The sequence below is a fragment of the Halapricum desulfuricans genome, assembly GCF_017094465.1.
Lineage (GTDB): Archaea > Halobacteriota > Halobacteria > Halobacteriales > Haloarculaceae > Halapricum.
The window spans coordinates 1,178,239-1,191,057 of sequence record NZ_CP064791.1; the positions used below are offsets into that span (position 1 = coordinate 1,178,239).

Annotated in this window: 11 protein-coding genes; 1 reads left to right on the forward strand and 10 read right to left on the reverse strand. The window is 65.8% G+C overall.

The genetic code is table 11. The features are described 5' to 3' along the window. Position 1: 1 nt before the first annotated feature. The 10 genes from HSEST_RS06020 to HSEST_RS06065 all read right to left on the reverse strand — a co-directional run bounded on the left by HSEST_RS06020 (position 2) and on the right by HSEST_RS06065 (position 10,933). Positions 2-1,120 carry a [LysW]-lysine hydrolase gene (locus HSEST_RS06020; protein ID WP_229122788.1) on the reverse strand — a complete coding sequence of 373 codons (1,119 nt, stop codon included), beginning with the start codon at positions 1,118-1,120 and terminating at the stop codon, positions 2-4. After that, positions 1,117-2,250 carry an aspartate aminotransferase family protein gene (locus tag HSEST_RS06025; protein WP_229122789.1) on the reverse strand — a complete coding sequence of 378 codons (1,134 nt, stop codon included), beginning with the start codon at positions 2,248-2,250 and terminating at the stop codon, positions 1,117-1,119. The genes HSEST_RS06020 and HSEST_RS06025 overlap by 4 nt, the downstream gene beginning before the upstream one ends. Further along, positions 2,247-3,101, reverse strand: a complete 855-nt coding sequence (locus HSEST_RS06030; RefSeq protein WP_229122790.1) for an acetylglutamate/acetylaminoadipate kinase — start codon at positions 3,099-3,101, stop codon at positions 2,247-2,249. Before HSEST_RS06030 ends, HSEST_RS06025 begins: the two co-directional genes overlap by 4 nt. A gap of 13 nt (positions 3,102-3,114) precedes the next feature. Then, positions 3,115-4,152, reverse strand: coding sequence for an N-acetyl-gamma-glutamyl-phosphate reductase (gene argC, locus HSEST_RS06035; RefSeq protein WP_229122791.1), 1,038 nt, complete (start codon positions 4,150-4,152; stop codon positions 3,115-3,117). Next, positions 4,149-5,027, reverse strand: coding sequence for a lysine biosynthesis protein LysX (lysX, locus tag HSEST_RS06040; protein WP_229122792.1), 879 nt, complete (start codon positions 5,025-5,027; stop codon positions 4,149-4,151). Before lysX ends, argC begins: the two co-directional genes overlap by 4 nt. A 244-nt stretch (positions 5,028-5,271) precedes the next feature. Continuing rightward, on the reverse strand, positions 5,272-6,771 hold the full coding sequence (gene argH / locus HSEST_RS06045; RefSeq protein WP_229122793.1) for an argininosuccinate lyase: 1,500 nt from the start codon (positions 6,769-6,771) through the stop codon (positions 5,272-5,274). Position 6,772: 1 nt separating this feature from the next. Further along, positions 6,773-7,993 (reverse strand): argininosuccinate synthase, encoded by a 1,221-nt coding sequence (locus tag HSEST_RS06050; RefSeq protein WP_229122794.1) that lies wholly within the window; start codon positions 7,991-7,993, stop codon positions 6,773-6,775. Positions 7,994-8,344: 351 nt separating this feature from the next. Next, positions 8,345-9,097, reverse strand: a complete 753-nt coding sequence (locus HSEST_RS06055; protein WP_229122795.1) for a hypothetical protein — start codon at positions 9,095-9,097, stop codon at positions 8,345-8,347. A 134-nt stretch (positions 9,098-9,231) separates the two neighbouring features. Beyond that, on the reverse strand, positions 9,232-10,263 hold the full coding sequence (locus HSEST_RS06060; protein WP_229122796.1) for a helix-turn-helix transcriptional regulator: 1,032 nt from the start codon (positions 10,261-10,263) through the stop codon (positions 9,232-9,234). Between the two features lie 226 nt (positions 10,264-10,489). Then, entirely contained in the window at positions 10,490-10,933 is a 444-nt protein-coding gene (locus HSEST_RS06065; RefSeq protein WP_229122797.1) for a ferritin-like domain-containing protein, read from the reverse strand. Positions 10,934-11,103: 170 nt separating this feature from the next. On the opposite strand from HSEST_RS06065, the gene HSEST_RS06070 reads away from it, so the two are divergent. Then, the gene (locus HSEST_RS06070; protein ID WP_229122798.1) at positions 11,104-12,810 is read left to right on the forward strand and encodes a YcaO-like family protein; all 1,707 of its coding nucleotides are present in this window, start codon (positions 11,104-11,106) and stop codon (positions 12,808-12,810) included. Positions 12,811-12,819: the final 9 nt, after the last annotated feature.

Here is a 12,819-nt window from a genome sequence, read left to right on the forward strand (position 1 = left end):
GTCAATCCTCCAGTAGGCTTTCGGTGGCGTCTTTCAGTACGGCGATCGAGCGGTCGTACTCCTCGAAGGGGAGGTGTTCGTTCGGGGAATGGTCAAGATCCGAATCACCAGGGCCGTAGGTGACCATCGGACAGTCCCACGCGTCGGCGTAGACGTTCATGTCGCTGGTGCCGGTCTTGCGCAGCAAGCGTGGGTCCCCGTCGTGCTTGCGGATCGCGGCCCGAAACGCTCGCCCCGGCCCGGTCCGGGGACTCATCATCACCGGTTCGACCTGGTCGTCCCAGTGGACGGTCCCGTTCTCGAGGTGGCCGTCGGCGATCTCGCGGATCTCCTCGGTCGTGTACTCCGGCGGGACGCGCAACTGCAGGCGCATCGTCGTCTCGACCGACAGTCCGTCCTCCGATATCCCGCCATCGATGCTGGTTGGTTTGGGCGTGACGCGCTCGAAGACCGGGACCCACTCGTCGTGATCGAACTCCTCTTCGACGCGACGCCACCAGTTGATGGCGTCCTGGATCGCGTTGTCGTCCGGCCGCGAGGAGTGTCCCGACTCGCTGGTGGCGACGTAGTTGCCGCCCAGCAGGCCCCGATACCCGAGCGTGATTCCCTCCCAGCCGGAGGGCTCGCCGTTGATGACGGCTTCGGGCTCGGATTCGCGGCTCTCGACGAGGTGATGTCCGCCTCGGGAATCGACCTCCTCGCCGACGACACCGGCGAAGGAAGCCCCGGTTTCGACGGCGACCGCCGCCATCGCGGCCAGCGGCCCCTTCGCATCGACGCTGCCACGACCCCACAGCACCTCGATCTCCTCGTCGGAATCCTCGCCGACCAGGTCGCCGCCGTATCGCGCCTCCGAGCGCGTGGTTTCCTCGACTCGCACGGGGATATCACCCGGGACGGTGTCGATGTGGCTCGTCAGGAGGACGCCGTCGTCGGCGGGTGCCCGGACGTTGCCGATGTCGTCGATCCAGACCTCCCGGTCGTGGCCCTCGAAGAAGTCCACGAGCACCTTCGCGGCCTCCGTTTCCTCGGGGGTGACCGACGGTGTCTCGACGAGGTCGACGAGCAACTCACGAGCGTCGCCGGTCGGGACCGGCGCGGTGGGAATGGTGGTACTCATGTGTCTGTCAGTAGCTCAGTGAGGGCCTCGACCACCTGATCGGCCTCGGATTCGGTGATCGTCAGCGGCGGAAGCAGCCGGATCACGGTCCGGCCCGCCGGCAGTGCCAGGATCCGGTGATCCATCGCCAGTTGCTTCAGATAGCGGTTCGCGCCGCGTTTGACCTCGACACCGATCATCAGTCCTTCCCCGCGCACGTCGCGCACGTCGTCGCCGAGCGCGGCTTCGAGTTCGTCCTGGAGATACTGACCGACCTTGCCGGCGTGAGCGGGGATCTCCTCTTCGACCATCGTCGAGACCGTCGCACCCGCGGCAGCGGAGATGACCGGCCCGCCCGAGAACGTCGAGGCGTGGCTGCCGTAGTTCTCAGCGACCCAGTCGCGTACGAGCGTCGCGCCGACCGGGAAGCCGTTGCCCAGCCCCTTCGCCGAGGTGAGCATGTCGGGCACGACGCCGATCTGTTCGGCGGCCCACAGCGTCCCGGTCCGTCCCATACCCGTCTGGACCTCATCGAAGATCAGCGCCGCTCCGGCCTCCTCGGTGATCTCGCGGGCGTCCTGCAGGAACTGTCGGGTGGCGGGGTTGATCCCGCCCTCGCCCTGGACCGGTTCGACGATAAACGCCGCAGTGTCCTCGTCGACGGCCTCTTCGAGCGCCTCGCTGTCGTTGTACGGGACGAACTCCACGTCACCGATCAGCGGCTCGTAGGGTTTCTTGTACTTGTCCTTCCAGGTCGTCGCCAGCGCGCCCATCGTCCGGCCGTGAAAGCCCTGCATCGTGGCGACGATCTTGGAGTTGCCGGTCGCACTCCGGGCGAATTTGAGTGCGGCTTCGTTGGCCTCGGTCCCGGAGTTACACAGCCATGTGTTGTCGATGTCGCCCGGCGCGGTCTCGGCGAGCAGTTCGTACAGCGCCGTGCGCTGGGCGTTTGGATACGACGCCTGCACGTAGGTGATCTTCTCGAACTGCTCGGTGACCGCCTCCTGGACGGCGTCGTGGCCGTGTCCCAGCGGGACGCAGGCGTACGAGGCCCCCATGTCGAGGTACTCGGTTCCAGAGTCGTCGTAGACGTACGATCCCTCTCCGCGTTCGATCCGAATCGGCTTTTCGTTGAAGACGAATCCGCTCATGGTGACTCCTCCTGTTGATCTGCTGTCCCAAGTGCGCTCGCATACACGTGTGTCCCGTTACCGTCGAGCGCAGACGTAATCGGCGATTCGGCGTTGGCGTCGGCGATCACGGCCTTGGGCGTGCCGCCCTCCAGGGCCTCCTCGACGGCCATGATCTTCCGGCCCATGAACCCCTCGGCCGCGTCTTCCAGTGTCGACCAGTCCCCGGCCGTCTCGACGCGCTCGATCAGCGTTTCGGGGTCGTCCGGGTCCTCGTAGACACCTTCGACGTCGGTCAGCAACACGAGCGTCGCCTCGAGCGCGCCCGCAATTGCCGCGGCCGAGCGGTCGGCGTCGGTGTTGACGGCGATGACCTCACCGTCATCCTCGCCCGCCATGGGTGGTCCGGCCACGGGGGTGTAGCCATCGTCGAGCAACGACTCCAGCAGCTCGGCGTTGACCTGCTCGATCGTCCCCGAGTGGTCGCCGCGCCTGATCTTCTTTTTGCCGTCCTCGACGACGCGCACGGCGGACTTTCGCGGGCCGTACAGCAACTTTCCGTCGACGCCGTTCAGCCCGACCGCGTCGACGCCCTGGCTCTGTAGCCCGGCGACGAGTCGCGTGTTGAGGTGTCCGAAGACCATCTCGAATACTTCCATCGTTTCCTCGTCAGTGAATCGCCCGACGACGCCGGACGGCGTCTCGACGTATTCGGGCTCGATCCCCATGCGTTCGAGCGTCTCATCGACTTTCGTCGACCCGCCGTGGACGACCACCACGTCTTCACCCGCTTCGGACAGCGTCGCCACGTCCGCCAGCGCCCCCTCGGGGTCGACTGCGCGGGCACCGCCGACCTTGACGACGACGGTCACTGTGACCACCTCGTCATGGCGCTCCCACGGGATGGAGTCCCTGGAACTGTAGGCCCGCAGTCTCATCGATGCCGAGTGCGATGTTGGCGGCGTGGACGGCCTGGCCGGCCGAGCCTTTCATCATGTTGTCGATGGCCGAGAAGACCACCAGCCGTTCGTTCCCGGGATCGAGTTCGAGCCCGACCTCGGCCCTGTTCGTCCCCGCGACGGCCTTGGGTTCGGGATAGCGGTAGACGCCACCGCCGCCGGCGACCAGTTCCACGAAGGGTTCGTCCTCGTAGGAGCCGCGGTACGCTCCCCAGAGGTCGCCCTTCGAGACCGGCTCGTCCGGGAAGACGTGCGCGGTCGCGCTCGCGCCGCGGATCATGTCGACGGAGTGTGCCGTAAAGGAGACTCCTGTTCCCAGGAACTGCTCGATCTCGGCCTCGTGGCGGTGGCCCGTCGGTGCGTAGGGGCGGACGACGCCGCTGCGCTCGGGATGGGACGAGGCCGGACCGCCACCGGCACCGCCCTCCGAGGACCCAACCTTCACGTCGACGACTATCTGCTCGTCGCCGGAGAGGACGTCGTTCTCGAACAGCGGCAGCAAGCCGAGGATCGTCGCGGTGGCGTTACAGCCCCCGGAGGCGATCAGGTCCGCGCCCTCGAGGTTCTCGCGGTTGAGTTCCGGCAGGGCGTACTCGCTTTCGGCCAGCAGTTCGGGACGGCTGTGGCCGTCGTACCACTCCTCGTACTGGGCCTCGCTGTCGAGGCGAAAGTCCGCCGAGAGATCGACCACGGTGTCGGCGGCGTCCTGGAACTGATCGATCTGCTCCATCGAGACGCCGTGTGGCGTCGCCGCGAACAGGATGTCCACCGATTCGAGGTCCTCGGGATCCGAGAACCGCAGATCCAGCCCCCGGAGATTGGGATGGGAGTGGCCGACCGTCTTGTTTTTCTTCGAGCGACTCGTCGCCTGCTCAATCTCGAACTCCGGATGACCGGCGAGCAGGCGGAGCAACTCGCCGCCGGTGAAGCCGGTCCCGCCGACGACACTCGCTGTGTACGTCATTGTTGGGCCTCCTCGGCTCTCGTCTCCAGCCAGTCGACCACGGCAGCCGGTACGTCCACGTCGACCACGTCGTTCAGCGCCTTGAACTCGACCGTGTGGTTGACCTCGTGGACGGTGTAGCCCTCGGGGTTGCCGTCTTCGTCGACACCGGTTTCCATCAGATCAACTCCCAACAACCCGCCACCGACGGCCTCGCTCGCACGCTCGACGAGGTCGAGCGCCTCCTCGTTGAGTTCGAAGGCCTCGGTCTCGGCACCCTTCGCGGCGTTGGTCAGCCAGTGATCCGAGGAGCGGACCATCGCCGCTACCGGTTCGCCGTCGGTCGCGAGCACGCGGATGTCCCGGCCGGGCTTGTCGACGAACTCCTGGACGTAGAAGATCTTGTGTTCGTAGTGGCCAAGCGTCTCCTTGTGTTCCAGGACTGCCTCTGCGGCGTCGCGGGTGTCCAGCTTGGCCATCAGCCGTCCCCACGAGCCGACGACCGGCTTGAGCACGCACGGATACCCGAAGTCCTCGACGATCTTCAGGGCCGCGTCCTTGGTGAACGCGACCTCGGTGTTCGGCGTCGGGATGTCTGCCTCCTCTAGCGCGAGACTGTTCTTTACCTTGTCCGCACAGATCTCGGCGGTCTCGGGCTCGTTGACGATCGGCACGTCGTAGGCTTCGGCGAACTTGCTCGCATAGAGGCTGCGCGAGGTCGCGAGACAGCGATCGAGCAGCAGATCGATGTCCGAAAACTCCTCCGGCGGCTCGGACAGCGAAAAGCGCTGTTTTCGCACGTCGATCTTCGCGACCTCGTGATCGCGATCGCGCAACTCGTTCAACAGCAACTTCTCGTCGCGACGGATGCGCGAGTACAGCAATCCGACTTTCATACTCCCGTCACCCCGGGCACGTCCGCGCTCATGGTGTACACACCCCAGCGGCGGTGTCGTTCGTCATAGTACCACTCACTCACGGAGCCATCTACTTAAACCCACCGGACTTATCAGAATAATATACTACTCAAAGTATCGACTAACGGCTATAGAAGCGCTGAAAACAGGCATAGGTGGAAACTACATACGTTTCGTGATATATTGGCCCCCGCGAGGGGGTCGTCGGGTTTGCGGGTGAGCTTCAGACATAGGTGTCCACCTCCGAGTCGAGGCGTTCGGTCGCCGCCGCGAGCGCGTCCTGGCGGTCCCGCAGGGCGTGTGCGTCGCGTTCGAGACGCTCCGTCGCCCCTTCGAGTTGCTCGGTGACGGCCTCGGGCGCCGGGCCGCCCCGTGAGTCGCGGGTCCGGACAGACTCGGCCGGGTCGAGCGCGCGTTCGACGGCCTCGCGAGCGACATATGCCGAGAGCGACTCGCCCAGCACTTCCTCGGCGACGGCATCGAGCGTCGCGTAGTCGGGCGCGTTCTCGTCGTGCTGGAGCGTTTCCGCGGCACGCGCGACCACCTCGTGGGCGGTGCGGAACGGCACGCCACGGGTCGCCAGCAGGTCCGCGACGCCGGTGGCCGTCGAGAACCCCTCACCAGCGGCCTCGGCGAGCGTCTCGGTCGGCCACTCGGCGGTCGTGACCGCGCCCACGGCGACCTCGACACTCTCGGTGACGCTGTCGATGGCGTCCCACGCGTGGCGGCCCGCCCGCTGGAGGTCGCGGTTGTACGCCCGCGGCTGGCCTTTCAGGTTCGTGAGCAGGCCGTTCAGCCCCGCCGTCGCGTCGCCGGTACGGCCGCGGACGAGTTCCAGCGTGTCGGGATTCTTCTTCTGGGGCATGATCGAGGAGGTCGAGGCGTACTCGTCGGCCAGTTCGACGTGGCCCTTGCTGGCCATGACGATCACGTCCTCCGCGAGGCCGGACAGCGTCGTCGCCAGGTTCGACAGCGCCGCGGTGACCTCGACGAGGAAGTCCCGGGTCGCCGAGGCGTCCATCGAGTTCTCCGCGACCCCCTCGAACCCGAGGAGCTCGGCCGTGCGCCCGCGATCCACGTCGAATGGCGTCCCCGCGAACGCGGCCGAGCCAAGCGGGTTCTGGTTGAGCCGGTCGTAGGCGTCGAGCAGACGGCCCGTGTCGCGGGCCAGCGCCTGCTCGTAGGAGGCAATCCAGTGGCCGACGGTCGTCGGCTGGGCCGGCTGCAGGTGCGTGTAGCCGGGCATCACTACTTCGCGGTGGTCAGTCGCCATCTCGACGAACTGCCGGCGCGCTTCGACGACCGTCGCGATCGTCTCCAGCAGGTCATCGCGCAGCCGGTAGCGAATGCAGGTCGCCACCTCGTCGTTGCGCGAACGCGCGGTATGCATCTTGCCGCCGTCCGCGCCGACGCGCTCGATGACGGCCGACTCGATGGCCTCGTGGACGTCTTCGCCCTCGGGCAACGCGTCGTGACCGTCAGCTTCGATTTCGTCCAGCGCAGCGAGTATCTCGCCAGCCACGATGTCGTCGATGATGTCCTGCTCGGCGAGCATCACGACGTGCGCGCGGTCGACTGCCAGATCCGCCTCGAAGATCCGCTCGTCGTCTTCAAGCGAGGAGAGGAACCCGCGAGCGGGCCCGCCGCTGAAGCGGTCCCGGCGGACGACCGTCTGTTCGGTGTCGTCCGCTACGTGGTCGTCATCAGGTCCCTCTTCGCTCATTCTACTTCTCCCCGTCGCCGTCGAGGCTCTCGGTGACTTTCCTGGCCAGACGCGACTGGAAGCCGTGGTACTTGGCGACGCCGGTGGCGTCCTGCTGGGTGATCCCGCCCGAGACGTCCTCCTCGTCGAAACTGGCCGCCGACTCGGAGTAGACAGCGTACTCGCTCTCGCGAGAGACCGCACGGCAGTGCCCGCCCTCGAGTTTGACTGTCACTGTACCGGTGACCCGCTCTTGGGTCTCGTCGATGAACCCTTCCAGCGCGTCGACCAGCGGCGCGTCGATCAGGCCCTCGTAGGCTTTCTGTGACCACTGCTGGTCGATCTGTGTCTTGAACTGGCGCTCCTCCTGAGTGAGCACGAGACCTTCGAGCGCCTCGTGTGCGGTCAGCAGCACCGTCGCCGCTGGGTGTTCGTAGTTCTCGCGCACCTTGAGCCCGAGCATGCGGTCTTCCATCATGTCCGTGCGACCGACGCCGTGGGCCCCAGCCTGCTCGTTGAGCTGTTCGATCAACTCGACCGAGCCCAGCTGGTCGCCGTCCAGTGCCACGGGGATCCCGTCATCGAACTCGATTTCCACGAGCTCGGCCGCCTTGCCCGAGGGATTCTCGGTCCACTTGTAGATGTCGTCGTCGGGGATCGTCGCGGGGTCTTCCAGTTCTGACCCCTCGATCGAACGGCTCCAGATGTTGGTGTCGACGGAGTAGCGACCCCCGTCGCCGCCCTCGACGGGCAGGCCCTTCTCCTTCGCGTACTCGTTTTCCCACTCGCGAGTGAGTCCGAGTTCGCGGACGGGCGCGATGACCTCCAGATCGGTATCGCGCCAGACGGCCTCGAAGCGCAACTGGTCGTTGCCTTTGCCCGTACAGCCGTGTGCGAGCGCGTTCGCGCCCTGTTCGATGGCGACGTCGCGGATTGCCTTGGCGATGACCGGCCGCGCCAGCGCGGTCCCCAGCGGGTAGCCCTGGTAGTCCGCGTTGGCCTTGACTGCGCGCAGACACAGGTCAGCGAACTCCTCGCGGGCGTCGACGACGTACTGGTCGACCCCCAGCGCCTCGGCGGTCTCCTCGGCCTCCTCGAACTCGTAGTCGGGCTGGCCGACGTCGACAGTGACGCCGATGACCTCGTCGAATCCGTACTCCTCTTTCAGTAGCGATACGCCGACCGTTGTGTCGAGCCCGCCCGAGAAGGCGAGCGCGACGGTTCCTGAATGTTCGCCTGGCATCGTTGTGGTGTCGGGATCAGTTTTCCCGCCCGAAACCCGACAGTGGGCGGTAGCAAGCGTGTGAAGCGTTTCCGTCGTGGGGAGTAATAGTAGCAGGGCCTAACGGCCCCGTCGTCGTCGGATGTCGTCGACATCCGACTGCTCGTTGGACGGGGTCCAACCCTGTCGCCGGATCTCGAAGCAAGAGACGGACTGACCGCTGACGAATCCGCGTACGCCAGCCGGCGCAGTCTTCGTCATGTGTCCGTTGCTACTCCCAGAACAGTACTAATAACTTCCGGGACAACCCTCGCTGTGCGATTCGTTCTCGTATGTCAGAAACGGATAGGATACTGGCTCGATTGCGCGTGATTACCGGTTCGACGTTCGGCCGTCTCGATCGGCTGAGCCACCGTCGGACATCGGTCCGTGACCAGTCGACGATCCGTGCCCGTCAGACGGGCCCGGACCGGCCGGCGGTCCACCGGCTCCGGGACCGGTCCAGTTACCGGGGACCCCAGCGGGCGGTCCGCCACGCGACGTGTCCGGCATGCCCATTCCGACGCGGGGGCCAGCGATTCCGCGTGCGATCTCGGCCATCTCGCCGCCACGCATTTCACCGGCCTGCGTACGGAGCCGTTCGATCGCGGTGACGTTCACGCCGGCCCGATCACGGGCCTGCTCCGGCAGGGCGACCGCAACGGCGTGACTCCGGTTGAGCTGTCGTTCGACCTGCTGGATCCGGGCAGCTACCGCGGTCGTCCTGGCCTCGTACGTGCTCCGGTCGAGACTCCCGTTCTCGTAGGCTGCCTGCAGTTGTTCGCGCTGTTCTCTGAGATCGCCGAGGCGGTTCTCCAGGCCCGGCATGCGTTCGGCGACGACACCGGCCTTACTCTCGTTGGTGTCAGCGCTGGCGATCGCCTGACCGAACGCGCGGCCCTCGACAGCACCGTCGAGTTCAGCCTGGCCGACGGAGACGACGCCGGACAACTGTGCGCCCGGCTGGATCGATTCGTTGGTCGCGGTCTGTTGGGCGGTCTGCCCGGGTAGTGAAAGCGCCGCTGCCGGCGTCACGAACAACGCCGCGACGACCACTACCAGGACCGCCTGGGACGGGGATTCCATCGTACTTCCTACTCGGTCCCATATACCTATATAAACCCCACATCCTCAGCCCGGATTAAGCAGGATTAAGTGGACTTCTATTCGACTGCAGTCTGCGTGTTTTTCTGATTCCGGATCGTGAAACGACGACAGATTTATAGTTCACTTTCGTCCGGATCGACCAGAACGTTCTCCCGGCCAAGGCGGAAGACGTCGATCTCGTCGTCCTCGCGAAGCGTCTTGACGACCTGGCTGGTCTTGGCGTCGGTCCAGTCGAACTCGGTGGCGACTTCCTGCTGTTTGACGCGGCCACCACGTTCATCGAGCAGTCGCAGGACCCGTTCCTCGTTGCTCAGAAGTGCGTCCTCCGGTTCGGATTCGGGTCCGGTGTCCTCGCTGGGTTCGGTGTCAGTTTCGGCCCCGGATGCGGGCTGTTCGTCACCTCCAGACTTGTCACGCGTCCGTCGTTTCCAGGCGCCGATTCCGATCCCGATCACGAGGCCGGCGGCCACGACGACAGCGAGCGTGGGGAACGACGACGCGGGGCTGGCGACGACCTGTGGTCCATCAGCCCCGAACTCGATCGGTCCCTGCCAGACCACAGTTTGGTCACGGCGTTCGTCGGGCTCGGGCGAGACGCTGTCGGCCTCGTAGCCGTCGGGCCAGGAGACAGTCAATCGAGAATCCTCTTCGAGGAAGAACCCGGCAAGCGCATCGCCTGCCTGGATCGTGTCACCGTCGGTGGCCGCGAAGTTCGTCCACTGGAAGCGGTACGTGACCGTCCCGTAGCCCTGGAGTTGCTCAGTGTCTGTCTCGACCGTGAGGTTCTCGATGGCCATCGAGCGGCCCGTGGCGTTCTCGGCCGTGCCGGCGGTCCGGTCCATACGGTCGCGAAACGCCGAGAGGTACGTCGAAGTGTTCGCCTCGATGTCCGATTGTAACTGTTCGAAGGCGGCCGTCTCGTTTTCGGTCGCCAGCTCGACCCGGTAGGAGACTTCCCAGGTCGCGGAACCGTCCGCTTGCAGTGCAAGCGCGAGGACGATACGGTCGGCGTCGACGTCTGTCTGTGCGAACGTCTCCGAACCAAGTTCCGAATGCGCGGGGCCATCAGCGACGACTGAACCGCTGGCGACAGCGGCCAGTAACACGGCACTGACGAGGACAACACGAACGGCGGAGCGAGTCATCGGTGGACAGTACAGTATCCGTCGGCAAAGAGGTGATGGCTCCCACCGGACAGCGACTGAGTCATCCCCCGAAATTATTGTCAGTCAGATCGTGGAAATGTGCGAAGATAACCGCGACGCTTGAGACCCGGGTGCGACCGCGTCGACGATATAGACGGCGGAGAGTGCGGGGCACTCGATTCGGGCGGCAACGGAAAAATCGACAGCAGTAGGACGGTGTGACCCGTCAGAAGGACTTCTTGATGCTGAGGAACGCGGCCTTGTGCGCCTGTTCGTCGGCGAGCAGCTCCGTCGCCAGGTCGGCTGTCACGTAATCGTCGGCGTCCTCGGCGGCGACAACCAGCGCTTCGTAGGTCTCGATGGCTTCCTCTTCGGCCTCGATGACGCCGTCGATAACTGCCTCGACGTCAGTGCTGTCTTCGGGCGGCTGGAGCATATCCTGTGCCGGCTCGAAATCCATCGACGCCGGGGGAACCTGACCGTAATACCGGAGTCGGTAGCCCAACTCTTCTGCGTGGCCGAGCTCTTCCTGTACGTCTTCCATCAGGTCCTCGGCGACGTCTTCGCCGTCGAACGTCTCCAGATAGATCGCGTTCGCGAGGTAGTTCATCACGGTCTCGACTTCGTCGACGTACGCCTGTTCGAGCAAGTCAACGACTTCGTCTGACATACAGGAGTACTGTTTGCGTGCTACACAATAAATTGGCCGGTCAGACTCCCGATAGCCGGGAACACGGACGATTAATATTCCACGATATAGCTCCGACTCGAAGCTATCGAATCGAACACGTGGCGACGCCGCGGGGTTTTTTCCTCCGGCCCCCGTCTGGCCACGCAGTCATGACTGTAGGTCTCGTCGGGTCCGGTCCGGCGGCCGAGGCCGTCACCGCCGCGGTCGCTGACGTCGACGTGTCCGTGACACAGACCGATCCGGCAGCGTTCGGGAGCGAGCGACTCGGCGTCGTCGTCGGGGTCGCGGGCGACCGCGCGTTCGAGCGAGCGAACAGCCACGCGATCGAGACGGAGACGCCCTGGATCGCGGTCGAACTCGGCGGTGTCGGCGGCTACCCGGTCGTCGATGCGGCGATCGCGGGGTTCGGTCACACCGCCGGGTGCTACGCGTGTCTCCAGGGGCGCGTCGGTGCGACAGTCGATCCGGACACCCAGCCGACGGCTGCGCCCGCCGTTCCGATCCAGCGCTTCGCCGGGGCGATCGCGGGCCGGGCGGCCGCCACAGCAGTGACAGGCGGCGAATCCCCGCTGTTCGGACAGGTGCGGACCATCCCGGATGCGACCCATCCGCTGCTCGAACTCCCGGGCTGCACGTGTGGGTCGGCACCGTCACACGCGCTCGGACGGAACACCGTCAACACCGATCTCGAGGAAACGCTGGCGATGGCCGAGCGCGCGATCGACGAGCGCACGGGGATCGTCACCGAGATCGGCGAGGCCGAGTCCTATCCCGCGCCGTACTACCTGGCACAGGTCTGTGAGACGTCCGGCTTTAGCGACGCCACGGCCAGCCAGGACGCCGCGGGCGTGTCGGACGACTGGAACGAGGCGTTCATGAAGGCTGTCGGGGAAGGGCTCGAACGCTACTGTGCCGGCGTGTATCGAACGGACGACTTCCGGCAAGCGCCGGCACCAGACCTCGACGGTGCAGTCACGCCGTCGCTGTTCGTCTCGCCGGAGACCCCCGACGACAGTGCCGAGCGGGCCTGGGTACCCGGCGAACATCTCCAGAGCGGCGACGACGCGTGGCTCCCGGCCGAACTCGTCTACTATCCGCCACACGAGCGGGACATCCGCCCGGCGATCACGACGGGTCTCGGCCTCGAACGATCGACTGTCGGGGCGCTGCTCGCGGGGCTGTACGAGATCGTCGAGCGGGACGCCGCGATGTTGTCGTGGTACTCGACGTTCGAGCCGCTGGGTCTGGATATCGACGACGAGCGGTTCGCGGCGCTCGCAACTCGGGCCCGATCGGAGGGGCTGTCGGTCACGCCGCTGTTGGTGACCCAGGACATCGACGTGCCTGTCGTGGCCGTGGCCGTCCACCGGGCGGGCGAGTGGCCCCGGTTCGCACTGGGGTCGGCTGCGGACCTGGACGCCGCGGCAGGGGCACGCTCGGCGCTGGCGGAAGCGATCCAGAACTGGCTCGAACTCAGCGGTATGGGTCGGGAACAGGCGGCTGACGCAAGCGGCGCGATCGGTTGGTACGCAGACTACCCTGAGGAGATTGACGCGTTCATCGATGTCGATCGGTCCGTGTCAGCGGCCGACGTCGGACCTGACGAACCGCCGACGGGCGAGGCCGAACTGGAACACGTCCTCGACGCCCTCGACGAGGCGGATCTGGATGCCTACGCCACCCGGCTCACGACGCGCGACGTGGCCTCGGTCGGGTTCGAGGCCGTGCGGGTGCTCGCGCCCGGCGCACAGCCGCTGTTCTTCGACGACGCGTACTTCGGCGAACGGGCCAGCACCGTCCCCGAATCGCTCGGGTTCGAGCCCCGGCTAGACCGGGAGCATCATCCGTTCCCATAGAAAGACGAG

Coding starts and splice junctions, on each gene's coding strand:
- HSEST_RS06020 (WP_229122788.1), bottom strand. CDS start 1,120: ATGAGTACCACCATTCCCACCGCGCCGGTCCCGACCGGCGACGCTCGT.
- HSEST_RS06025 (WP_229122789.1), bottom strand. CDS start 2,250: ATGAGCGGATTCGTCTTCAACGAAAAGCCGATTCGGATCGAACGCGGA.
- argC (WP_229122791.1), bottom strand. CDS start 4,152: ATGACGTACACAGCGAGTGTCGTCGGCGGGACCGGCTTCACCGGCGGC.
- lysX (WP_229122792.1), bottom strand. CDS start 5,027: ATGAAAGTCGGATTGCTGTACTCGCGCATCCGTCGCGACGAGAAGTTG.
- argH (WP_229122793.1), bottom strand. CDS start 6,771: ATGAGCGAAGAGGGACCTGATGACGACCACGTAGCGGACGACACCGAA.
- HSEST_RS06050 (WP_229122794.1), bottom strand. CDS start 7,993: ATGCCAGGCGAACATTCAGGAACCGTCGCGCTCGCCTTCTCGGGCGGG.
- HSEST_RS06055 (WP_229122795.1), bottom strand. CDS start 9,097: ATGGAATCCCCGTCCCAGGCGGTCCTGGTAGTGGTCGTCGCGGCGTTG.
- HSEST_RS06060 (WP_229122796.1), bottom strand. CDS start 10,263: ATGACTCGCTCCGCCGTTCGTGTTGTCCTCGTCAGTGCCGTGTTACTG.
- HSEST_RS06065 (WP_229122797.1), bottom strand. CDS start 10,933: ATGTCAGACGAAGTCGTTGACTTGCTCGAACAGGCGTACGTCGACGAA.
- HSEST_RS06070 (WP_229122798.1), top strand. CDS start 11,104: ATGACTGTAGGTCTCGTCGGGTCCGGTCCGGCGGCCGAGGCCGTCACC.